Source organism: Cystobacter fuscus DSM 2262 (assembly GCF_000335475.2).
GTDB classification, from domain to species: domain Bacteria; phylum Myxococcota; class Myxococcia; order Myxococcales; family Myxococcaceae; genus Cystobacter; species Cystobacter fuscus.
Map to the genome: position 1 here is coordinate 231,814 of NZ_ANAH02000014.1, position 22,141 is coordinate 253,954.

Consider the following 22,141-nt stretch of genomic DNA (forward strand, 5'->3'; position numbering starts at 1 on the left):
CGCTCACCCTGGCAGCAGGTGGCGGGCGTCGTACAGGGCGCGCCAGTGGGGGCCGGTGCGGCGGGACACGCGCTGCTCCAGGTAGACGCGCAGCCGCTTGAGGTCCTCGGCGTTGTCCTTGGCCGCGGTGCCGGCCAGACACTCGACGAGGTCCGCCGCCGAGCCGCCATCGCCGCGCAGGTAGTAGCCGCGCACGCCCACCGCGTGGGCCACGGACACGGCCTCGGCGGTGGAGAGCACCGAGCTGAGCCGCTCCAGGGCCTGGCCCTCGCGCGTCTCGCCCGAGCGCAGCTCGCGGAAGGTGGTGACGAGCACCTCCAGCAAGTCCTCCGGCGGCGTCATCGGCACGCCCGAGCGCTGGAGCAGCCGCGCCGTCTCGTCGCGCACGAGCGCCAGCTCGGTGGCGAAGTCGCCGATGGGGAACACCGTCTCGAAGTTGAAGCGCCGCTTGAGCGCCGCGCTCATCTCGTTGACGCCCCGGTCGCGCGTGTTGGCGGTGGCGATGATGTTGAAGCCCTCGCGGGCGAACACCATGGCGTCCGCGTCCTTGAGCTCCGGCACCGCGAGCACCCGGTCCGACAGCATGGACAGCAGCGAGTCCTGCACCTCGATGGGGCAGCGGGAGATCTCCTCGAAGCGCACCACCCGGCCCTCTTTCATGCCGGTGTAGAGCGGGGCGGGCACGAGCGCGCGGGGCGTGGGGCCCTCGGAGACGAGCAGCGCGTAGTTCCACGAGTACTTGATTTGATCCTCGGTGATGGAGGCGCCGCCCTGGATGGTGAGGGTGGAGGTGCCGGAGATGGCGGCGGCGAGCAGCTCGGACAGGAGGCTCTTGGCGGTGCCGGGCTCGCCCACGAGCATCAACCCGCGGTTGGTGGCGAGCGTCACCATGGCCCGGTCCACGAGGCTCGGGTTGCCCACGAACTTGCGCTGCACGCCCAGGGCCTCGTCGCCGAGGATGAAGCGGCGCACGGCGTGCAGTGACAGGTTCCAGCCCGGGGGCCGGGGGGCGTTGTCCGCGTCGCGCAGCCGCGCGAGCTCCTCCGCGTGGAGCACTTCCGCGGGAGGCCGTTGGATCTCCGTCGCCGTCGCCGCCGTGTTCTTCCTTCGGGTCGTCGCCATGGTCGTCGTCCTCACGCGGGCCGCAGGCCCTCGAGGTCCCTCACCAGCTCGGAAAAGAGGATGGCATCCAGCGAGCCCCAGGCCTGGAGATCCTTGTCGCCCCAGGAGTGGGCCCGGCGCACCTTCACCACGCCGAGTTCCTGCTCGGGAGAGTCGGCGAGGGAGCCCGTGTAGAGGCCAGGATCGAGATCGAGCTCGGCCACGCGGTCATCGCCCAGCGGTTTCTCCATCCAGCCCGCCACGCCGCCGTCCTGGGGGGCCCCGCGCCGCCAGCCCCGCGCCTCCAGGCCCAGCACCTTGCCCGTGGGCAGCTTGAGGCCCTTCACCCGCTCGAGCTTCGTGGCCTCGCGCTCCGCCGGTTCCAGCGCGTGGGTGGAGCGGCCGAGCTGGGCGAAGGGTTGCAGCAGTTGGTAGTCGGCGAGGATCTGCCCCCACGCGCCCGCCGTCTTGCCGTCCAGCTCCAGCGCATGGGGCAGGCCCACGAGGGCGTCCTCGGGGAGCGTCCAGGTGTCCTCGTTCGGGTCGGCGAAGGTGCGGTCCTCGGCGACGCGGAAGGTGTCCGTGAGCGCGCCCTCGGGCGAGTACGTGCCCCACACCAGCCGGCGCACCACGTGGATGAGCAGCGGGTGCTCGACGAAGAAGCGGCGGAAGACCTCGGGGCTCCAGCGGCGCCGGGCGCACATGGCCAGCTCCAGGCGGAGGATTTGAGTGCTCGCGGCCGTCTTGGCGTCCTTCTTGAGCGCCTTCCACTGCTCCACCGCGGCGTTCGCCTTCTCCGCGTCATCCTTCTGGCCGGGCTTGGGCATGTCCTTGAGCCGGGTGCCGGAGGCGTCCTTGACGAAGGGCTTGAGCTGCTCGTCGAAGCCCACGGTGAAGGTGCGCTCGCCGAAGTCCAGGGCGAGCGAGCCGCTCTCGTCCAGTCCGAGGTCGGGCACGAGCCGGTCGGCCAGCTCCTGGCGGGTGAGGCCGCGCGCCTCGGCGATCTGCTCGATCTTCTCCTGGGCCTTCTGTTGCAGGCCCTTGAACTTCACCTTCTCGGCGATGCCGTTGAGGTAGATGAGCGTGACGTCGGTGCCGATGGTGGCCAGCACGTCGAGCCCCATGACGGCGCGGGCGTGAGCGGTCTCGCCGGGCCACACGCGGATGAGCGGGGCGAGCTTGCGCGCGGTGTCGTCATCGCCGAGCGGGCCGAGCGCCTGGAAGGCCCAGGACTCCTTGCTCGGAGCGCCCACCGTCATCCAGGACTCGAAGAGGCCCCAGGAGAAGCGGGCGAGGCTGGCGGGGTCGCACGCGGCCTTCACCTGCTCCAGGCCCGCGTAGGGCGCATCCAGGGAAGAGAAGGAGAGCAGGGTCACGAGTTCCCGGACGGCCGCGAGGGGCAGCTTCGCGGAGCGGTCCTGGAGCAGGGGGCGGGGCAGCCCATCGAGGCCGAGGGTCTCGGGCAGGGTGGGGAGCTTGGCGGGAAAGAGGTTGAGCGGATCGAAGGCGAGGACGCGCCGCACGGCCTCGCGCACCTGGGGGGACACGCGGCCGGCCACGTCGAGCACGGTGGCCTCCTGGCCATTGGAGGCGAGCATGCGCAGGGCGGCGCATGCGGCGTCCTTGGCCTTGCCAGGCTTGCCGAGCGCGGGGACGAGCAGTCCGGCGGTGGCGTGCTCGGGGTGGCGCACGAGCCACGCCTGGGCGGAGAGGCGGGCCTTCTTGGAGCGGTGGAAGGCCTCGGCCACCTGGGGAGCGAGCCGGGTCACGGCGTAGGGCGCGAGCAGGGCGTAGGTCTCGGCGCCGTACGTGGTGACGACGTCGACGAGGGTCGGGAGCACCGCGAGCCCCAGCCGCGCGATGATGGCGCAGAGCCACTCTCCCGTGTACCGGCGGGGCTCGAGCTTGCCGAGGTACTTGAGGGCGAGTGCTTCCGGAGCGTAGACGAAGAAACGAATGTCCAGCTGCTCGGGCACGCAGGTAGGGTCCACCTTTCCGCTCAGCAGTTCCTGCTCTCGCACCGTGCTGCCGTAGGGCTTGTACTCCCAGCCCATGCGCCGGGACCATTCCTCCTGTTCGCCCTCGCGCCACACGAGCGCATCGGGGAGCGCCGGGGGCACCACGCCGTCGAGCACGGGGAGCGCCTCGGGCTTCTGGCTCGAGCGCCAGGGGGGACGGGCGAGGACGGGGGGGAGCTGCTCGGGGGTCGCGTCGGGGACGTCCGGGCCGGCCTGGGCCTGGAGGCGGGCCACCACCTCGCGCGCCGCGTCGGACAGGGAGGGGAGGGCGGCGCGCACGGCGGCGGGCTCGCGGCGCAGCAGGTGGCCGAGGATGGAGCGCGCCTGATCGCCTTCCTTGCCCCGGAGGGCGGCCCGGGGGGTGATGAGCCGCAGTGCGCGCTGGGGCCAGCGCACGGCCGCCTCGATGAGGAACGGGAGAGCCTCCTTCTCGGCGTTGAGCAGCAGTTGCATCGCCTCATCCGCGTTGATGCTCGCGGTGAGCTCGGCCCAGGTCCGCACCGCTTCGGCTCCCATGAGCTTGGGCTGGAGTTCACGCAGGAGCGCGAGGCCGTGCACCCCCATGCCATCGAGCAGCGAGGCCAGGTGGCCATTGGGCTCGCGCAGCAGATTCCAGACGTCCACATGGGGGATGAGCGGGGCGAGCGTGTCGGGCTCCGAGACGCTGCTCAGGATGAAGGGGAAGCCCGGCTCCTGGGCCGCGACGAACTCCTCGGCCTGGGCGCGCACCCAGGCGGTCTCGGTGGGGAAGAGGAAGGCGGAGGCGGCGCGGCGCGTCTCGGAGTCGCGCAGGAGGGCGGCGGCGTCGCGAGCGGCCTGGTAGCCCGCGTCATCCGTCTGGGTGGCGAGCAGGGCGCGCAGGCGGGGCAGGCCGCGCAAGTGGCCGCGCGAGAGCAGGTTGTAGTGCTGGTGATGGGGGTTGGTGTTCACGCCCCGCCGGGCATGGAGCGCCTTGTCACCCGCCAGATACAGGTCCAGGGAGAGGAGCGCGGCGCGCGTGGCGTGGACGGGCCCGCCCAGGGCGAAGAGCAGATCGATGATGGGCTCGGGGCGGGGGACCTTGTTCCAGGACTCCTGGTACTGGAGGAAGATGACCAGGACGGCGTCCTCCTCGGGCGTGCCGAGGGAGGGCTCGGTGCGCCCGATGCGCTCGGCGACGGCGCGGGTCTCGGCGGTGAGGTGGCTCTCGTGCGTGTCCTCGGGGATGAGCCCGGGGGGGACGCGCTCGAGGAAGTCCTCGCGCACCAGGGCCCAGGACTTCTTCACGGGGGCGAGCGGACGCACCGGCACGGCGACGCCACCCCGGCGCGGATGGACGCGGCGCAGGAGGGACTCGGTCCAGGCGATGGGGGCATCCGGGTCAGCGGTGGGCCGGGGCGGGACGGGTGCTTCGGGAGGGGCGACAGGTGCCTCGGGGGCGGCGGGGGCCTTGGTCTTCCTGGCGGGCGCGGGCGAAGGCGGGCTCGCGGGGGGCGGTGCCTCGGCGCTGGCGGTGTCGCCCACCTCCGCGTAGCCCTTCTTCTGCTTCTCGGCGATGAGCTTGTCCTGCTCGGCCCGGGCCTTCTCGGCGGTGGGGAAGGACTTCTGCTGGCTCTGCCCGCTCGTGCCGATGCGGCCCCAGCGCACGGTGAAGCCAGTGTCCTCGGCTTCGATCTCCCAGAACTTCCTCGACGAGCCCTCGACCAGTTCGAAGCGACGCATTGCAGTCTCCGCGCGAACCGAAACCGTAGCGCACCCCCCCACCTCGCGGATGGCCGAGGGCTGCCTTTTTGCAATCCTGGGGGCGACTGGGCTAGCAATACGGCCCTCCGCCCGGGCCTGGACCGGCGATTCACGCTCGACCCTGCTCTGGCCCTCATTCCCTCTGGAGAGCACCTCGTTATGTCCGAAGAGAAGAGCAAGCCCGAAGGCAAGAAGCTGCGGCGCCCCATCGACGACGTTCGCGACGAGCTGTTGAAGGATCCGGACGTGAAGGAGCAGGCCCGTCTGCTCCAGATCCCCGTGGAGCAGTACGTGGAGAAGATCCTCGACTACGCCTCCCATCCGGAGAAGCCGCCCGCGATCATGATCGTCCCGGACGAGGCGCTCAAGAAGGAGGACCCCAGCATCCCGACCGTCGCCGAGGTCGAGACCCACCTGCAGCGGATGGTCAATGGGGAGATCCCCATCATCCCCGGCCAGTCGCAGGATGGCTTCAGCAAGGGCCCCACGCCGGCGCAGTACCAGCGGACGCTCGGCGGCGAGGATTCCGTCCCCTACAAGGTTCCCCCGAAGACCGATGCCTCTTCCAAGGAACTGTCTCAGGAACTGGAACTCCAGCGCCCGAAACCCAAGTTCAAGCCCTGAGGTTCTCGCGCGAGCGCGCCCATCCCCTTGATTTCCCGGGCATTTTCAAAAATGGCGAAATTCTCGGGGGATCAGGAAACAAATAATCGGGGCGTGCGAGAATCCTTTTGTCAGTAGCACTTACGGCCGCCGCGGCGGCCCCTCGAAAAGGATTTCATCATGGGTTTCCTCGGCGGAATCGGTAAGGCCCTCGGCAAGGTTGCTAGCTTCGCGGCTCCCATCGTCTCCATGGTCAACCCGCTGGCGGGCGCGGCCCTGAGCTTCGCGGGCAACCTCGCGAGCGGCAAGAGCCTGACGCAGTCGCTGTTCAGCGCGGCGTCCGGCCTCATCCCCGGTGGTGGCGGAGCCGGTGGCGTGTTCGGCAACCTCCTGGGCAAGTTCGGCGGGGCCGCCGGGTTCCTGGACGGCGCGGGCGGCAACAGCATCCTGAGCTCCGCGCTCAACCTGGCCACCGGCAAGAAGGGCGTGACGGACGTGCTGGGCCAGCTGATGGGCAACTTCGCCCAGAAGGGCCTGAGCCAGCTCGGCCTGAACAACGCGACGGAGCTCGCCGCCCAGCGCATGGCCCAGATGCTGCTGCAGTAAGCCAGACGCCAGCACTCGCACTCGCGGGCCCGGGAGGATATCCTCTCCGGGCCCGTCGTGTTTTCGGCCCCACCCGGGGCACCGAGGGTCCTCCATCCGACTTTTCAGGCACTCGGACGCGAGTTGACCGCGTGAGTCGGGTAGAGGGGGGCTCATCGACACGCGAGTCGCGGAGGCACGATGAGTTCGTTGAAGAGCCTGCTGCCGGAGGAGTGGCACGAGGCGCTGCGGGACGTCCTGGCGAGCCCGGGGTTCGGGCAACTGGAGGCGTTCGTGGCGCAGGAGCGCCGGCGACACACGGTGTATCCGCCCGAGGAGGATCTGTTCTCGGCCTTCCGGTTGACGCCGTACGGCCAGGTGAAGGTCCTCATCCTCGGGCAGGATCCGTATCACGGGGCGGGACAGGCGCACGGGCTGGCCTTCTCGGTGCGGCCGGGCGTCAAACCCCCGCCCTCGCTGGTGAACATCTTCAAGGAGCTCCAGTCGGACCTGGGTCTGCCCCGGCCGAAGGACGGCTCGCTGGTGCCGTGGGCCGAGCGGGGCGTGTTGCTGCTCAACGCGGTGCTGACGGTGCGCGAGGCCGAGCCCAACTCCCATGCGGGACACGGCTGGGAGACCTTCACGGACGCGGTCATCCGGGCGGTGAACGAGCAGCCGGAGCCGGTCGTGTTCGTGCTGTGGGGCAGCTATGCCCAGAAGAAGCAGGCGCTCATCGACGAGCGGCGGCATGCGGTGCTCAAGGGCCCGCACCCCTCGCCGCTGTCGGCCAAGCGGGGCTTCTTTGGCAGCAAGCCCTTCAGCCACGCCAACGCGGAGCTGGAGAAGCGCGGGCGCGCGCCCGTGGATTGGCGGCTGCCCGGGTGAGGGGCGCCCCCCGCGAGCGTGTTGCCTCGCGACTGGTTAGAGTCCCGTCACCATGGCGAAGACCTCACCCCGCAAGGCCCCGGCGAGCCCGAAGAAGGCCGTCGCGGCTCCGAAGAAGAGCGCCGCTGCCGCGAAGAAGCGCCCCTCGTCCGTGAAGAAGCCGGTGGCCGAGGCGCGGCCAGCCGCCGCGAAGAAGAAGACCCCGGCGCCGCCCCCCGCTCCGGTGGACGTGCTTCCCCCCGCCTCCTCCTTCCCCGAGCCCGAGGCCGAGCTCGTGGCCGAGCCCGTGATCGAGCAGAAGTCCCTGCCCGCGGGCGAGCCCGTGGGCGGCGCCGCGTTCCCCTTCGAGATCGATCCCAAGCGCATCGAGGAGGGCCTGAACAAGCTGCGCGGGGAGGTCATCCACTGGGCGAACAAGGGCCGCTACACGAAGGTGCGCTTCAAGTTCCGCGGCAAGCAACTGCTGCCGGACCTGCCCATCGCCGCCGTGGCCGCCGCCGAGGGCCTCACCTTCTACTGGGGCGGCATCCTGCGCGCGCTCATCGTCACCGTGGCCGGGGGCAGCCTGCTCCAGGTGGAGCTCGTCAATGACGCGGACAAGCGCGTGCAGGCCGGCAAGGAGGCCCTGCTCGCCGGAGACCTGGACGAGGCCCTCGCCGCCTTCCGCGAGGCGCTCGCCATGGACCGGGACAACGGCGGCGCGCACCTCAACGTGGGCGTGGCCCTCAAGCTGAAGGGAGAGCGCGAGGCCGCGCTCGCCGCCTTCGAGCGCGCCAAGGCGCTGGACCCCGAGGGCCCCCTGGGCGCCGAGGCCGAGCGGCTCGCCGCCCCACTGCGGCCCAAGGACACCGCCCAGACGGCGTGAATCCGGAGGTATACTTCCGCCCCATGGCCGCGCCCATCGACGACGAATTCCAGGTCCGTCTGGAGGGCCAGTCCGCGCTGCTCGCGCCCGCCCGGGAGCGCTACTACCGCCTGGTGCTCGCGCTGGCCGAGTCCCGGTGGCAGGAGCGCCTGCGGCAGGAGCTGCCCCTGTTGCGCGAGGTGCGGGCCCATCAAGACGCGCTGGACGCCCTGCTCGGCCCCGCGCTGCGCCGCGCCCAGGCCGAGAACTGGCCCACGAGCCACCCGACGGTGCGCACCCTGTGGGAAGTGCACTCGCTGCGCGAGCAGCTCGCCCGGGACGTGGCGCGCAAGCTCGGACGCAGCGCCCAGGAGTCGCTGGGCGGTCTGATGAGCTCCCTGGAGGATTGGCTCATCACCCTGCCCCGCGAGGTGCCCGCCCATCTGCGTGAGCAGACCGCGGCGGAGCTGTTGCCGGACACACTGCCCGCGCTGCGCGAGGCCGTGCTGTTCGCCGCTCGGCTCGAGCCGCTCTTCGCGCACCCGGTGCTGCTCTCCGGGCGGCTGCCCTTCTCGAGCCGGCAGCGCGAGGAGCTGGCCCTGGGGTGGGCCCGGGGCGAGGCGGCGCTGGCCGCGCTCTGGCGCCGCCTGTCCGGGGTGGATGCGCGGGGCTTCATGGTGGCGGAGCTGCGCGAGCGGGCCGCCCTCGCGCCGCGCCGCCCGCCGGGCACCGGCACCGAGCGTCTGCTTCACGCGGAGTACTGGTACCAGGAGGCCCGGAGCCGGCTGCTGCACATGGCGCGGTTGCGGCTCGCCCCGCTCGAGCCTGATCCGGCCGAGTGCCTGGCGGTGATGTGGTGGCTCTTCGAGCGGGAATACGCGCCCCACGTGCGCCTGCACGCCCCCGGGGTTTTGGAGGACGCCCGGGCGGCGCTGTTCGAGGTGGCCTACGAGTTCTGGGACGCGCAGCGGCCGGATATTCCCGAGGACGAGCGCTGGACGCCCGCGCGCTGGGCCCGGCTGGACAAGCTCGCCGGGCGGGCGGATGAAGGCCGTCAGGGCCCGGACGGCGAGCACGTGTGCGAGGCACTCCGGGAGTTGATCCAACGGCATGGCGTGGGCACGCGGGTGTCGCGCGGATGGTGGGCGCCCTCTCGTCTGACCCAGTTGGTACAACGGGCCCGCGAGGTCCTGGGTTGAGTTCAATGCCCGCCAACCGGGCGGACTCCGGGTCCTCTTTCTGGCTCCCCTCCACGTCCCGGGCATCAGCATTGTTGACGCTGGAAAATCCGGGGGTTACGTACTCCCAATCCCTCGGAGAGGCCCCCTCGGGCGGGCCTTTCCCCTGACCCACGAATTCATGGCCGACGACACCACCGACAAGCCGGCAACGCCCCCCGCGCCTCCTTCGGGCGCCGTGGGAGAACTCATCCAAGTCAACATCGAAGACGAGATGCGCCGCTCGTATCTCGACTACTCGATGTCCGTCATCATCGGGCGCGCCCTGCCCGACGTGCGCGATGGCCTCAAGCCCGTGCACCGCCGCGTGCTCTACGCGATGAACGACCTGGGCAACCTCCACAACCGCGCCTACAAGAAGAGCGCGCGCGTGGTGGGTGACGTCATCGGTAAGTACCACCCCCACGGCGACTCCTCCGTCTACGACGCCATGGTGCGGCTCGCGCAGGAGTGGTCCCTGCGCTACCTGCTCGTGGACGGCCAGGGCAACTTCGGCTCGGTGGACGGCGACTCCCCCGCGGCCATGCGCTACACGGAAGTGCGCATGGAGCGGCTGGCCGAGGAGATGCTCGCCGACATCGAGAAGGAGACCATCGACTTCGGTCCCAACTACGACGACTCGCTGCTCGAGCCGCTCGTGTTGCCCACCAAGTTCCCCAACCTCCTGGTCAACGGCAGCTCCGGCATCGCCGTGGGCATGACCACCAACGTGCCGCCCCACAACATGGGCGAGGTCATCGACGGCACGCTGCACCTCATCGAGCACCCCACCGCCACCGTGCGCGACCTGATGCAGTTCATCACCGGTCCGGACTTCCCCACCGCCGGCATCATCACCGGCCGCGAGGGCATCGTCCGCGCCTACGAGACGGGTCGCGGGCAGATCACCATCCGGGCGCGCACGGAGATCGAAACCTCCAAGAAGGGCGACCGCGAGAGCATCATCGTCACGGAAATCCCCTACCAGGTGAACAAGGCGCGGCTCATCGAGAAGATCGCCGACCTGGTGCGCGACAAGAAGCTCGAGGGCATCAGCGACATCCGCGACGAGAGCGACCGCCAGGGCATGCGCATCGTGGTGGAGCTCAAGCGAGATGCCATCTCCGGCGTGGTGCTCAACAACCTGTTCGCCACCACCCCCATGGAGACCACCTTCGGGGCGGTGATGCTCGCCATCGACGGCGGCCAGCCGCGCACGCTCACCCTCAAGGAGCTGCTCGACCGGTTCATCTCGCACCGCCGCGACGTGGTCACGCGCCGCAGCCGCTTCGAGCTGCGCAAGGCGCGCGCCCGCCGCCACATCGTCGAGGGTCTGCTCGTCGCGCAGGATCTCATCGACCTGGTGGTCAGCCTCATCCGCGCCTCGAAGGACCCCGACGAGGCGCGCTGGGGCCTCATGCACATCCTGTCGCCCGAGCTCTACGAGCAGGAGCGCTTCAAGAACCTGCAGCGCATCGACTACGCGCAGGCCAAGGCGCAGATGGCGCTGCTCGAGTCGCGCGCGCGCGCCGAGGAGCCCAACTACTCGGGCCTGGAGCACCGCTACGAGGGCTCCGGCTTCAGCGAGGATCAGGCCAAGAACATCCTCGAGATGCGCCTGCAGCGGCTCACCGGCCTGCAGCGCGAGGAGCTGTTCCGCGAGCTGGTGGACCTGGTGCGGGAGATCCTCCGCCTCGAGGACATCCTCGCCCACGAGACGAGCCTGCTCAACGTCATCAAGACGGAGCTCAAGGAGATCCGCGAGCGCTACAGCGACAAGCGGCGCACGGAAATCACCGGCGCGGTGGAGGAGATCACCAGCGAGGACCTCATCGCCGAGGAGACCATGGTGGTGACGCTCTCGCACACCGGCTACGTGAAGCGCTCGCCGCTGTCCGAGTACCGGGCGCAGAAGCGCGGCGGCCGCGGCAAGACGGGGGCCACGACGAAGGAAGACGATTTCGTCACCGACATGTTCGTGGCGAGCACCCACGCCTTCCTCATGCCCATCACCAACAAGGGCCGGCTCTACTCGCTCAAGGTGCACGAGCTGCCGCTCGCCGGCCGCACCTCGCGTGGCAAGGCCATGGTGAACCTGGTGCAGTTCGGCGAGGGCGAGCGGCTCGCCCAGGTGCTGGTGACGCGCGAGTTCGGTGAGAACCAGTTCGTCTTCTTCGTGACGAAGAAGGGCGTCGTCAAACGCACGGACCTGTCGGCGTTCGCCAACGTGCGCTCCAGCGGCATCATCGCGCTGGGCATCGACGAGGGGGACGAGCTCGTCGCGGTGAAGATCACCGACGGCTCCAAGGACATCCTCCTGTCCACGGCCACGGGCATGAGCATCCGCTTCCCCGAGCAGGAAGTGCGCTCCATGGGCCGCCAGGCCTACGGCGTGAAGGGCATCACCCTGGAGGAGGGCGACGAGGTGGTGGGCGCCGACGTGGTGGAGAAGGACACCACCATCCTCACGGTGACGGAGAACGGCTACGGCAAGCGCACCCAGGAGGCCGAGTACCGGCAGCAGGGCCGTGGCGGCAAGGGCATCATCGACATCAAGACCACCGAGCGCAACGGCAAGGTGGTGGGCCTCGTGCCGGTGACGGACAAGGACGAGGTGATGCTGGTGACCAACGGCGGCATGCTCATCCGCATGAAGGCCAAGGAGATCTCCGTCATCGGCCGCAACACGCAGGGCGTGCGGCTCATCGCCCTGGAGAGCGCCGAGGAGAAGGTGACGGGCATCTCCAAGCTGCCCGAGTCCGAGGAGGACGAGGGCGAGACGGTCGAGGCGCTGGCGAGCGAGTCCGCGGCCGCCGCGCCGTCCACGGCCGCCGAGTCGCCCGAGGGTTCCGAGTCGCCCGAGGGCACTGAGTCGCCCGAGGGCTCCGAGCCCGAGCAGGGCTGAGCCTCGGCGTCGGCGTCTGGATGAACGTGAGGGCGGGCTGCTCGGTGGACGAGCGGCCCGCCCTCGCTACGACCGGGCCTCGCAATGATTTCACGCCCCTTTTCGTAAGCAGGGACATGAACGTCGCCGGTCTTCGAGTCATGGGAACGCGGTTCTTCCGTTACGTGCGAGATCCTCGCGTGCCGCGGTGGCGGCGGCTGCTGGGGCTGTTCGCCGTGGCCTACTTCCTCTTCCCCGTGGATGTGGTGCCGGACTTCCTGCCCCTGCTGGGCTGGCTGGACGACCTCGGGGTGCTGGCCGGGGTGGCCTGGTTCATGAAGCGGGAGCTGGAGCACTACCGGCCCGAGCCCATGGGGTGGCCCACGCCGGTGGACGTGCCTCGCACGGGCACGCCTCCGCTCGGCCAGCGCTGAAGCGGAGGGTCCGTCCTCTCACGGGGAGCGCCGTCAGCGCGTGGCCAGGGTGTCCACGTGCTGGCGCAACTTCCCCTCGTCCTCCAGCCGGGCGCTGAGCCCCGCGAGCGGCCGCGCCGCCTGGGAGATGCGCCCCCGGGTGCGCGGGCCCGCGGACACGAGCCACGCCACGCCCAGGGCGAGCTCGGCCACCTCGGGGGCCTGGCCCAGGGAGGGCATCAGCGCGAGCAGCGCCTCCACGGCCTTCTTCACCTGGCCGCCATGGAGCGCATGGCCGCTGGTGATGCCCTGGCGCAGCAACTCCAGCAGGGCGAGCGCGGTGGCGCGTGCCTGCCGCACGGGCTCGCTCCCCGGGCCGGTGCCCGCCCACAACCCGCTGGCGAGCTGCTGGCCGAGCAGATCCACCCGGGCCTCCCGGGACGTGGCCCCGTCCACTGCCCCCTCGTCGTCCAGCGCCATGTCCGGCATGGACGGAGGAGAACGCAGTGCCTCCTGGAGGGAGGCGGCCGCGTCCTCCACACGCGCGAGACTGGAACCCGTCACCTCTTCCTCTCCGGGCGGGCCGTAGACCGCGCCGCCTCGGCTCTTCTTCGCCGAGCCCTTGAGCAGGGGCCGGGACGCGAGGGGCGCGGCCGGCGCGGGGGCTCGCGGGGGCGGTGGAGGCGCCGCCGCAGGAGCCGGGGCCGCGCGCATGCGGTCGACGGACAGGAGCGCGGAGGGGTTGATGGCTCGGCGCGGGGCGGGCTTGCTCAGCTCCTTCTTCGCCGTGTCCTGGTCCGCCGTGCCGAACATGGCCCAGCCGGCGGGGGCGTGGACGGGGATGACGCGCGTCTCGGGTTGAGCCGAGGCCCGGCGCTCGCCCGTGCGCTCCTCCACCACGACGAAGGAGGTGTAGGGCGTCACGAGGCCGTGCGCGAGCGCGAGCTGGAGGATGCGCTCCTTGAGCGCCTCGGCCCGCCGGCCCACGAGCGCGGCGGCCTGCCACCCGCGGATGCGCTCGGCGGCCCACAACTTCTCCACCGCGGGCCGGTCGCTCGTCGCGGGGAAGTTCACGGCAATGGCGAGGGAGAAGGACTCCGCCCCCGCGCGGCCCTTGAGCACCACCGTGCCCGTGCCCGGCGTGGTGTACCGGCCGAAGAGACTCCAGGGCGTGCCATCCACGAGCGGCGGGAGCTCGGCGGGCGCCAGCTCCGTGGCCTCCACGCCCTCGAAGCGCACCTCCACGTCCGTGACGCGCGGGGCGAGCGCCCGCGAGAACTGGGCCACCACCTTGTCGTCGATGCGCTCGCCGGGGTGGATGAACTCCACCGCGCCGCCCGTCTGCCGCGCCAGGTCCTTGAGCAGCGCGTCACTCACGTTGGTGCCGATGCCGAAGGAGTAGACGCGCGCCGTTCGCCGCGCGGCCAGCACCGCCTGGAGGATCTCCGACTCGTTGCCCACCTGCCCATCCGTGAGCAGCACCACCACGCCCTCCGGCATGGCCTCCACCGCGGCGCGCAGGGGCTCGAGCAGCTCCGTGCCCCCGTGGGCATGCAGTGCCGCCACCCACCGGTCCGCCTGCTCCAGCGTCTTCTGGGTGAAGGGCACCGGCTGGGGCGAGAAGAGATGGAAGGCATTCTCGAAGGCGATGATGTTGAAGCGATCCCCCTCGCGCAGGTGGCGCAGGCACAGCCGCAGCGCGCCCTGGGCCTGGGGCAGACTCTCGCCGTCCATGGAGCCCGAGGTGTCCACCACGAACACCACCTCCTGTCGCCGGGGTGCGCCGGCCATGCCCAGCAGGTCCGGCACCACGGTGAGGGCGAAGGTGCCCGGCGCGTCGCCCTGGCGGTGGGTGACGAGCGGCGTGAAGGCCGCGTCCGTATCTGGGCTCCGGATGTTCAGCACGAGATCCCGATCCAACACCACGCCCGGCTGGGAGAGCGTCACGCGCGTGCCGCTCCCGGTGCGCGTGAGCTGGAGCGCGTGCGAGGGGCTCTCCACCACCACCTCGCGGCCCAGGGACACGAGCAGCTCGAGCGTGAGGCCATAGGGCGCGTCGCCCACGGGCGGGGTGATGCGGTCCGCGTCGGGCACCCGGCTCGTCGGCTCGGCCACGCCGTGCGAGGTGCGGTCTCCCGTGGGCGTGCCGGGGATGTAGCGGGGCGCGACGAGGGTGGGCAGCACCCAGCACAGGCTGCCCTCTTCCACCTGGAGCACCTGGAGGAACTCCACCTCCACGCGCGTCTCTTCCCCGGGCAGCAGGTTGCCCACCTGGGCGGTGAAGACGTTGGGGCGCTCCTGGTCGAGCAGCGCGGCGCCATGGCCGGCCGTCACCGCGTCGTCATAGGTGTGGAAGGCCTTCTCCCGCTCCTGGAGCACGGCCTGCACGCGCCGCCCGGCGCACTCGAGCGAGAAGGCGGTGAGGGTGGCGTCCGAGGGCAGCGGAAAGACATACACGGCCTCGATGGGACGCGGCTCGGTGTTGCGGTAGCGCTGGCATACGCGCACCCGGGCATGGCCTCCGAGCAGTTCTCCGGTGACTTCCACCCCCTGCAAGGCCACCTGGGTGCCGCCGCGCGTGTACAGCCCCGCCTTCTCGTCGTGCATGGCTCTACCTTTCCTGGGACTGCTGGAGGAGGGCGCGCAGGTGCTCCGCGAGCGCCCGGGTCTTCGCATCCGCCGTGTCGGCGAGGTGCAGCTCGAGTCCCGGTGCCAGCTCCCATCGTCGCCAGCTCGTCGGGGCGGCGGAAGGGGCGGCGGACTCGGGCGGGGAAACGGGAGCCGGCGCGGGCGCCGCCGGGGAAGGCACGGGGGGCGGTGCGGAGGGCTCGGCCTCGGCGAGTGCCTGGAGGGCCTCGGGGGTGAGCCGCGCCAGTTCCACCTGGATGGCATCGAGGGGAAGGAAGCGGGCCTGGAGGACGCGGATGGCCTTGAGGCGCAGCAGGTGCTCCTCGCCATAGACGGTGTCGGGACCCTTGAAGGGCGGAGCGGGCAGCAGGCCGCGTTGCACGTAGTAGCGCACGGTCCTCGGGGTCACCCCCACCGCCTCGGCCAGCTCCGAGAGCTTCCACTCCCGGGATGTTTTCGCCTGACTCACGAACATGACAGTAGAACTCGACACGTCTGGTGTCAAGATGCCGCTGTCGATTCGCCACTGTCACGTTGCCCGGGAGGGCGGCTCGGGGAGCGAGGAGGCGAGAGGGAGTGGGCGGGGTGGGGGCGGCGGGGCTACGGTGCGCCGCGCTGTTTCACGCAGGGAAAGCAGGCCCGCCGATGCGGGGAGAGTCATCCCAACACATTGATGATGGTGCCCGGGCCCGAGGCGCGGCACGGCTCGCCCTCCTGGGGGCGGTCCTGTTCGCGCTGGGGGCAGGCTGTGCGCGCCGGGTGCCCGAGGACGCGCGAGTGGAGACGACAGTCTACGTGGCACGCCGCATCCGCACGTTGGACGCGGAGCGGCCGGAAGCCGAGGCCCTGGCGGTGCGCCGGGGGCGGTTGGTGGCGGTGGGGACGAAGCGGGAGGTGCTGGAGGCGGCGGGCGAGGGGGCTCGCGTCGTGGACCTGGGCAAGGCGGTGGTGGTGCCCGGGCTGGTGGACGCGCACGCGCACCTGGCGGGGCTGGGCCTGAGCCTGACGGTGGCCCGGCTGGAGGGCGCGCGCTCGGTGGACGAGGCCGTGCAGCGGCTCGCCGACGCACCGGCCACGAGCTTCCAGGGCGACTGGCTCATCGGCAAGGGGTGGGATCAGAACGGGTGGCCGGGGGGCGGGTTCCCGGGCCGGGCCGAGCTGGATGCGCGCTTTCCCACGACGCCGGTGTACCTCACGCGGGTGGACCACCACGCGGCGTGGGTGAATGGCGAGGCGCTGCGGCGCGCGGGCATCACCCGGGACACGCCGGACCCGGCCGGGGGACGAATCCTCCGGGACGCGGCGGGCGAGCCCACGGGGGTGCTGGTGGACAACGCCATGGAGCTGGTGGCGCCCCGGGTGTCGCCGCCCACGGACGAGCAGCTCGAGGCGCGGCTCGCGGCGGCGCTGGAGCGCTGCGCCCAGGTGGGGCTGACGGGGGTGCACGACGCGGGGATGGATCCGCGCACGTTCCGGCTGCTTCAGCAGTGGGACATGGCGGGGCGGCTGCCGGTGCGGGTGTACGCGATGGCGGACGGGCAGGGGGAGGCACGGCGGACGTACCTGGATCTGGGGACGTACGGCGGGCGGCTGCTGGAGATGAAGTCGGTGAAGTTCCTGCTGGACGGGGCGTTGGGCTCGCGGGGCGCGGCGCTGCACACGGCCTACAGCGACGCGCCGGGGGAGACGGGGCTGTTGTTGATGGAGCCCGAGGAACTGGAGGCGCGCGCGCGGGCCTTCATGGAGCGGGGCTTCCAGGTATGCGTGCACGCGATTGGAGACCGGGCGAACACGCTGGTGGTGGACACGCTGATTCGCGCCGCGGCGGAGACGAAGACGCAGGGGCTGCGGCACCGGGTGGAGCACGCCCAGATTCTCCGGCCCGAGGACATCCAGAAGCTGGGGGCGGCGGGGCTGGTGGCGAGCGTGCAGCCGACGCACGCGACGAGCGACATGGGGTGGGCGGAGGCGCGGCTGGGGGCGGAGCGACTGAAGGGCGCGTACGCGTGGAGGAGCCTGAAGGAGGCGGGGGCGGTGTTGGCGCTGGGCAGCGACTTCCCCATCGAGAGCCCGGACGTGCTGGCGGGACTGTACGCGGCGAGGACGCGTCAGGACGCGAGGGGCCAACCCGCGGGCGGATGGAGGCCCGAGGAGCGGCTGACGGCGCAGGAGGCGCTGGAGGGCTTCACGGTGGGGCCGGCGTGGGCGTCGTTCGCGGAAGCGCGCCGGGGGCGGCTGAAGGTGGGGATGGAGGCGGACTTCACGGCGCTGTCGGTGGACCCGGTGGAGGACGAGGCGCGGGCGCTGGTGGACGCGCGGGTGGTGGCCACGGTGGTGGATGGCCGCGAGGTGTACCGGGAGCGGTGACGCGGGGGCGCTCAGCCGAAGAGCTGGGCGCGAGCGCTCTCGGCGATGGCGACGACGGCGGGGTGGCGCAGCCGCCGCTCGACGGAGATGGCGTAGAAGCCGGTTTCGATGTCCTGGGTGCGGCCGAGGACGGAGACATTGAACTGGCGGCAGACCTCGGCCTCGATGATGGAGGGGGCGGCGAAGACGCCGTGGCCGCGCTGCCCGAAGGCCTCGAGCAGGGCGCTGTCGTCGAAGTCGCCGACGACGCGCGGGTGGATGCCCTGGGCGTCGAACCAGGCGGTGAGGGCGCGCCGGAGGGAGGAGACCTCGGAGGGGAGCAGCAGGGGGGCGCCCTCGAGCGAGCGGGGGAAGCCGCGGGCGAGGTGGGCGAGGCGGGGGGCGGCGAAGAAGGAGAGGCCGCAGGTGCCGAGCAGGTGGTTGAAGGAACGGATGCTGACGGGCTCGGAGGAGGGGGTATCGGCGAGGACGACGTCGAGCTCGTGCAGGGCGAGGGAGGCGAGCAGCTGGGGGAGGGAGCCTTCGCGGCAGGTGATGTGGATGTCGGGGAAGGCGTCGAAGGCGGGCTGGAGGAGGCGCTCGGCGACGAGCTTGGGGACGACGTCGGTGACGCCGACGGCGACGCGCAGCTGGCCGGAGGGCAGGCCGTGGATGGCGTTCTTGAGCTCGTTGCCGAGGCGGAAGATGTCATCGGCGTAGCGCAGGACGGTGCGGCCGACGTCGGTGAGGACGAGGCGGCGGCCCTGGCGCTCGAGGAGCTTGTGCCCGAGGGACTCCTCGAGGAGCTTGAGCTGGGCGCTGATGGTGGGCTGGGCGAGGTGGAGCTCCTGGCTGGCCTTGGCGATGGAGCCGGAGCGGGCGACGGTCCAGAAGTAGAGGAGGTGGTGGTAGTTGAGCCAGCTCACGGGAGGGACCTGCCGGGTGGAGGGGGCGGGAGGGGGCGAGCGTGTGGGCGGTGGGGAGGGAGAAGCAAGGCGGGCGGGCGAGGGAGAAGAGAGGGAAGGAGAGGGGGGAGTGAAGAAGCCGCTTGACGTGGAGGCCAAGTCCCCGTAAATCGGCCCTCGCTTCACGCGGTTGCGCGGCACGCCCAGGTAGCTCAGTCGGTAGAGCAGGGGACTGAAAATCCCCGTGTCGGTGGTTCGATTCCGCCCCTGGGCACAGAGTAGAAAGTTCGAGGGCGTCAGGCTTCGGTCTGACGCCCTTTCTTTTTGCCCGCGAAGCGCATGGGCAATCCGATGCGTAGGGCCAGACGGTCTACGTCATCCGAGACTGCCACGTTTTCATGGCTTTCCCTCACTTCATGTGGTTCCCCGGCATCGGGCGGATGGGAGACAGAGCCGGGGATGCAAGGCTATCGGTCTGGTCTGGAATGAATCCCGTCGGCCGTCCGACTTCGCCACTGTGAGCGACTTCACCAGGAAGGTGTGAAGTCATTCACTCCCAGCGGCTCGCGGAAGACGTATCTTCCGATGGTAACGCTTCACATTCCTGTCTCCCTGGGGGTCTGTTTCATGCTCGAGTCCTGTCACACTTGGGTTGGCGTGCTCATGGGTGCCGTGACCCTCTGTGCGTCTTCCCCGGCGTTCGCGGACGCGTCCATCCAGTACGCCTCCGGGGTGACGGTCACCCCGCGGATCTCGTGTCAGGCCGCGAAGTGCAATCCCAACTTCGCCACCAGGATCACGAGCGACCTCGCCCAGTTGTCTCCGGACTACTGCGCAATGCCAGTCCAGGCAAACCTCGACTTCTACGCATGGCGTGAATTCATCGCGTTGAACTGGCCCGCCAATCCCAGCACGTGCGGCGCGGATCTCGACAAGACAATCCTCGACAGCTCGGGCCCCCGGGTCTGGCAGACCTGGTTGCTGGGCTCGGAGGTCATGGTTCCCAACGGCTCCAAGCCCTCTGCCTGGTGCCCGGACTCGCGGACGAAGGAGACCCAGACCTTCGATGTCAGGGACACCGTGCTGTCCGTGGGCGGGGTGTTGATCGACCAGAACGGCCGCTTCTCCCGCCACGAGACCCGATTGAACGAGGATGTGTACAACTACCTCGTCACCAACAATCTCTGGAACAAGGCCGGCCAGCGCGATGCCCGGATCGACCTGCCGACCGGTCCGAAGGACCTGCTGTGCGACGGCCAGTGTTGCGGTTCGACGGGCGCCATCATGGTGAAGGCGTCCTGGAAGGTCCTGGGCGCGAACGACGACAAGAGCCGCTTCTATACCCTCCAGGCCCAGCTCCTCGACGTCTCTCAGCCCGCCCTGCTGGGGCTGGTGGGCTTGCACATCGCCCACAAGACTCCCACCCAGGAGAAGTGGATCTGGGCCTCCTTCGAGCACGTGGACAACGTGACGAAGCTCTTCAACAACCCGCGCTGCCCCCAGACGCCCGCCTACAACCCGAACGCGCCGGTGCCTTGTACCCAGACGTGCTGCCCTCCCAACTCGCAGACGGCGGCCAAGGACCCGAAGACCCACACCTACGTGGAGCTGAGCCCGGCGGGCGAGCCACTCAACCGCCCCACGCAGGTCACGCGCGTCCTGCCCATCTCCAATGCCCTGGTGAACAAGCAGTTCCAAACGCTGCTCAAGGGCTCGGTATGGGAGAACTACGAGTTGGTGTCCACCCAGTGGGTGGACCATCAGGGAAACACCACGCCGGAGTTCGCCGCCAACACCACGTTGGAGACCTTCGACCAGGGGCCTCAGCCGCCCACTCACGGCAAGCTGCCCTACAAGCCCTTCTCCACCCAGGTCAGCTCCAGCTGCATGAAGTGTCACGCCACGGCCAAGAACTCGGCCGGCGGGTCCGCGGACTTCAGCTTCATCCTGGGCACGGCCCGTTAGCCTGCCCCAGACTCCGAAGGTTCCCGCTGCAACAGGAAGAAGGCGAGCGCAGATGGCGATGAAGACGGCGGTTCCCAGGCATCGGGTCACGACCCTGGAGGCGAGCTACTCGGGCAGGGCGCTGGTGGTGCGCTGTGAGGTGGTGCCGACGGATCCCTCGTCCGCGATCTCGCTCCTCCTGGTGCGGGTGGACGATCCCACCACGGGGAACATCTACCTCAACCCGTGTGTCATCCAGAACTACGCGACCCCGCCTCCCGCGGGTGCCAGCCTGAACGTGAGTGGCTCCACCCAGCTGTTCGTGCCCTCGGCGGAGGTCACCCGGGTGCGGGTCGGCTACTTCGGTTTCGTCACCGACCCACGAGGGGTCTCCTACGACTTCGATGGGATGCAGCTCTTCGAGCTCTCCCAGGGATAGGCCCGGCGGCTCACATCCAGAGCGAGAAACGGCACTCGAAGTAGGGGTAGGCCTTCACGGAGAGGGGCTCGTTGGGCCGGCACACCAGCTTCAGCCCGATGGTCCGGCACAGCTTGCTGGGCCAGCGGTACCCCTCCAGGGTGACCCGGTCCGAGCCCGGCCAGTCCAGCACGGCGTCACGCTTCGCGGGTGTACACAGCTTCTGCTCCACCATCCGTTGAAGCACCTCGCTCGCCCAGCTCTTGCGAGGCTCGTCGGGCAGGGGCAGCGAGAAGCCAATCGTGGGGCCGAGGCCCTCGGGTCCGGCATCCACGTTCACTTCCGCGAAGCTCAGGGGGGAGAGCCACGTTCGCGTGAGTTCCTCCAGCTGCGCGCGCGGTCCCGGCCAACCGAGCCGCTCCACATAGTCCACCAGCTGGGGCCTCGGCACCCCCATCACCAGGCGCACCGCATCCCGGCCCCGGCAGTCCAGCGGAGCCACGTGTTCGATCACGCCCCCCTCGGGGAGCAGCTCGAAGCAACGAGCGACGGTGCGGGCAAGGGCCGGCGTCATCGGCTTGCCCCGCAGCACCTCCAGGCCCCGCGATGCCAACTGGAGCGCCGCGTCCACTGCCTTGCGGTGCTCCAACGCGCGCCCGGGCGGCTTGAGGAACTCGGGCTCGACACACAGGAAGGCGAAGGGCTGGGGAACGCCGCCCAGCGGCCTGGGCAGATCGTACTCGAGCCACAGGAAGGGCACTCTCGCCAGGGGGGAGCGCGCATCCAACCACTCCCGGGAGAACGCGCGCACGCCCTCCCAGAGTGGACCCCGCAAGCGCTCGCCCGCGCTCGCGAGCATGTCCGCGAGCGCCTGGGCGCTCCCATCGCTGAGCATGCCGCAGGCCATGAAGTCCACCTGGGAGGCCCCTTCCTCCAACCGGCACTCCAGGGAGATTCCACCCGACATGCGCGGAAGCAGGTGGGCCACCTCGCTCACGGTGGCCAGCGCCTCCTTCGAGACCAGCTCCCGTGGCATGCGGGTGCTCAACGGGCGCAGCAACTCATCGACGTGGACGATCACCGGCGGCCCCTGGCTACTTCGTGACGACCGTGAAGCTGTTGTCGAGGATGGAAAACCACGCGCTCGGGTTCGACACGGTGACCGAGTACACACCGGGGCTGGCACTCGCCGGGAGGTGGAGCCGCGCGGTCAGCGTGGAGCCCTGGGCATCCGGCTGGGTCACCCGGATGGTCTGGGCAAGGTAATTGCCATCCTCCCGCTGCAAGGTCACGAACGCGGTCGAGGCGAAGTAGTCCCCGGTGAGGGTGAGCTCGAGCTGCGTCCCGGCCTCGCCCGTGGTCGGTGACACCGAGTGGATGACGATGCCCCCGGGCTTGCTCCAGAGCGCCCCGAACAGCGCGCTCTGTGAGATTTCCTGTCCGATCAGCTCGAGGAGCCTCTGCCGGTCCCCGTGCTCCAGGGCCTGTCGCGCGTCGGGAGACAGCTCATAGGAGTCCATGAGTCCGGGAGGATCCCGGCTGAACTGCTGCTGGACGTCGGAATTGTTCAACAGATCCGCGATGAGCTTGACGAGCAAGGGCTTCCCTCTCTGGAGAAAACCCTCGTG

17 protein-coding genes and 1 tRNA gene are annotated in these 22,141 nt (G+C 70.4%); 11 read left to right on the forward strand and 7 right to left on the reverse strand.

Annotated features, from left to right (window positions below):
* Positions 1-3: 3 nt before the first annotated feature.
* On the reverse strand, positions 4-1,122 hold the full coding sequence (locus D187_RS24820; RefSeq protein WP_002625876.1) for an AAA family ATPase: 1,119 nt from the start codon (positions 1,120-1,122) through the stop codon (positions 4-6).
* An 11-nt stretch (positions 1,123-1,133) separates the two neighbouring features.
* The gene (locus D187_RS24825) at positions 1,134-4,820 is read right to left on the reverse strand and encodes a WGR and DUF4132 domain-containing protein (protein WP_002625875.1); all 3,687 of its coding nucleotides are present in this window, start codon (positions 4,818-4,820) and stop codon (positions 1,134-1,136) included.
* Between the two features lie 180 nt (positions 4,821-5,000).
* Between D187_RS24825 and D187_RS24830 the strand changes: the two genes are divergently transcribed.
* From D187_RS24830 to D187_RS24860, 7 genes are all read left to right on the forward strand, one after another.
* Positions 5,001-5,465 (forward strand): hypothetical protein, encoded by a 465-nt coding sequence (locus tag D187_RS24830; protein WP_002625874.1) that lies wholly within the window; start codon positions 5,001-5,003, stop codon positions 5,463-5,465.
* 159 nt (positions 5,466-5,624) lie between these two features.
* Entirely contained in the window at positions 5,625-6,050 is a 426-nt protein-coding gene (locus D187_RS24835; protein ID WP_043431354.1) for a hypothetical protein, read from the forward strand.
* Positions 6,051-6,230: 180 nt separating this feature from the next.
* A complete protein-coding gene (gene ung / locus D187_RS24840; RefSeq protein WP_002625872.1) occupies positions 6,231-6,914 on the forward strand; it encodes a uracil-DNA glycosylase in 684 nt (227 codons plus the stop codon).
* Positions 6,915-6,966: 52 nt separating this feature from the next.
* Entirely contained in the window at positions 6,967-7,779 is an 813-nt protein-coding gene (locus D187_RS24845; protein WP_002625871.1) for a tetratricopeptide repeat protein, read from the forward strand.
* A complete protein-coding gene (locus D187_RS24850) occupies positions 7,776-8,957 on the forward strand; it encodes a hypothetical protein (protein ID WP_043431360.1) in 1,182 nt (393 codons plus the stop codon). Before D187_RS24845 ends, D187_RS24850 begins: the two co-directional genes overlap by 4 nt.
* A 160-nt stretch (positions 8,958-9,117) precedes the next feature.
* Complete coding sequence (gene gyrA, locus D187_RS24855; RefSeq protein WP_002625869.1) at positions 9,118-11,880, forward strand: DNA gyrase subunit A; 2,763 nt, start codon at positions 9,118-9,120, stop codon at positions 11,878-11,880.
* Between the two features lie 140 nt (positions 11,881-12,020).
* Complete coding sequence (locus tag D187_RS24860; RefSeq protein WP_043431364.1) at positions 12,021-12,293, forward strand: YkvA family protein; 273 nt, start codon at positions 12,021-12,023, stop codon at positions 12,291-12,293.
* A gap of 33 nt (positions 12,294-12,326) precedes the next feature.
* On the opposite strand, the gene D187_RS24865 is transcribed toward D187_RS24860, so the two are convergent.
* Both D187_RS24865 and D187_RS24870 read right to left on the reverse strand, forming a co-directional pair.
* Positions 12,327-14,879 (reverse strand): VIT domain-containing protein, encoded by a 2,553-nt coding sequence (locus D187_RS24865; protein WP_002625867.1) that lies wholly within the window; start codon positions 14,877-14,879, stop codon positions 12,327-12,329.
* 4 nt (positions 14,880-14,883) lie between these two features.
* Positions 14,884-15,375 carry a helix-turn-helix domain-containing protein gene (locus D187_RS24870; RefSeq protein ID WP_002625866.1) on the reverse strand — a complete coding sequence of 164 codons (492 nt, stop codon included), beginning with the start codon at positions 15,373-15,375 and terminating at the stop codon, positions 14,884-14,886.
* Positions 15,376-15,677: 302 nt separating this feature from the next.
* On the opposite strand from D187_RS24870, the gene D187_RS24875 reads away from it, so the two are divergent.
* Entirely contained in the window at positions 15,678-17,267 is a 1,590-nt protein-coding gene (locus D187_RS24875; protein WP_043431484.1) for an amidohydrolase, read from the forward strand.
* An 11-nt stretch (positions 17,268-17,278) separates the two neighbouring features.
* Here D187_RS24875 and nhaR read toward each other — a convergent pair whose 3' ends face one another.
* Positions 17,279-18,172, reverse strand: a complete 894-nt coding sequence (gene nhaR / locus D187_RS24880) for a transcriptional activator NhaR (protein ID WP_002625864.1) — start codon at positions 18,170-18,172, stop codon at positions 17,279-17,281.
* 180 nt (positions 18,173-18,352) lie between these two features.
* On the opposite strand from nhaR, the gene D187_RS24885 reads away from it, so the two are divergent.
* The 3 genes from D187_RS24885 to D187_RS24895 all read left to right on the forward strand — a co-directional run bounded on the left by D187_RS24885 (position 18,353) and on the right by D187_RS24895 (position 20,534).
* Positions 18,353-18,425 (forward strand) — tRNA-Phe (locus D187_RS24885).
* Between the two features lie 389 nt (positions 18,426-18,814).
* Positions 18,815-20,116, forward strand: a complete 1,302-nt coding sequence (locus D187_RS24890) for a hypothetical protein (RefSeq protein WP_155893556.1) — start codon at positions 18,815-18,817, stop codon at positions 20,114-20,116.
* Positions 20,117-20,168: 52 nt separating this feature from the next.
* Positions 20,169-20,534 carry a hypothetical protein gene (locus D187_RS24895; protein WP_002625861.1) on the forward strand — a complete coding sequence of 122 codons (366 nt, stop codon included), beginning with the start codon at positions 20,169-20,171 and terminating at the stop codon, positions 20,532-20,534.
* 10 nt (positions 20,535-20,544) lie between these two features.
* Here the strand turns inward: D187_RS24895 and D187_RS24900 are convergent, their stop codons facing one another.
* Positions 20,545-21,594: a hypothetical protein gene (locus tag D187_RS24900; RefSeq protein ID WP_002625860.1), complete on the reverse strand. Its 1,050-nt coding sequence runs from the start codon at positions 21,592-21,594 to the stop codon at positions 20,545-20,547.
* Between the two features lie 13 nt (positions 21,595-21,607).
* Positions 21,608-22,111 (reverse strand): IPT/TIG domain-containing protein, encoded by a 504-nt coding sequence (locus D187_RS24905; protein ID WP_002625859.1) that lies wholly within the window; start codon positions 22,109-22,111, stop codon positions 21,608-21,610.
* Positions 22,112-22,141 lie beyond the last annotated feature (30 nt).

Excerpts from the sequence above, each read along its gene's own strand:
- D187_RS24890 (WP_155893556.1), top strand. The coding sequence starts at position 18,815 with ATGGGTGCCGTGACCCTCTGTGCGTCTTCCCCGGCGTTCGCGGACGCG.
- D187_RS24860 (WP_043431364.1), top strand. The coding sequence starts at position 12,021 with ATGGGAACGCGGTTCTTCCGTTACGTGCGAGATCCTCGCGTGCCGCGG.
- D187_RS24820 (WP_002625876.1), bottom strand. The coding sequence starts at position 1,122 with ATGGCGACGACCCGAAGGAAGAACACGGCGGCGACGGCGACGGAGATC.
- D187_RS24830 (WP_002625874.1), top strand. The coding sequence starts at position 5,001 with ATGTCCGAAGAGAAGAGCAAGCCCGAAGGCAAGAAGCTGCGGCGCCCC.
- D187_RS24870 (WP_002625866.1), bottom strand. The coding sequence starts at position 15,375 with ATGTTCGTGAGTCAGGCGAAAACATCCCGGGAGTGGAAGCTCTCGGAG.
- ung (WP_002625872.1), top strand. The coding sequence starts at position 6,231 with ATGAGTTCGTTGAAGAGCCTGCTGCCGGAGGAGTGGCACGAGGCGCTG.
- D187_RS24835 (WP_043431354.1), top strand. The coding sequence starts at position 5,625 with ATGGGTTTCCTCGGCGGAATCGGTAAGGCCCTCGGCAAGGTTGCTAGC.
- D187_RS24865 (WP_002625867.1), bottom strand. The coding sequence starts at position 14,879 with ATGCACGACGAGAAGGCGGGGCTGTACACGCGCGGCGGCACCCAGGTG.
- D187_RS24825 (WP_002625875.1), bottom strand. The coding sequence starts at position 4,820 with ATGCGTCGCTTCGAACTGGTCGAGGGCTCGTCGAGGAAGTTCTGGGAG.
- D187_RS24895 (WP_002625861.1), top strand. The coding sequence starts at position 20,169 with ATGGCGATGAAGACGGCGGTTCCCAGGCATCGGGTCACGACCCTGGAG.
- gyrA (WP_002625869.1), top strand. The coding sequence starts at position 9,118 with ATGGCCGACGACACCACCGACAAGCCGGCAACGCCCCCCGCGCCTCCT.
- D187_RS24845 (WP_002625871.1), top strand. The coding sequence starts at position 6,967 with ATGGCGAAGACCTCACCCCGCAAGGCCCCGGCGAGCCCGAAGAAGGCC.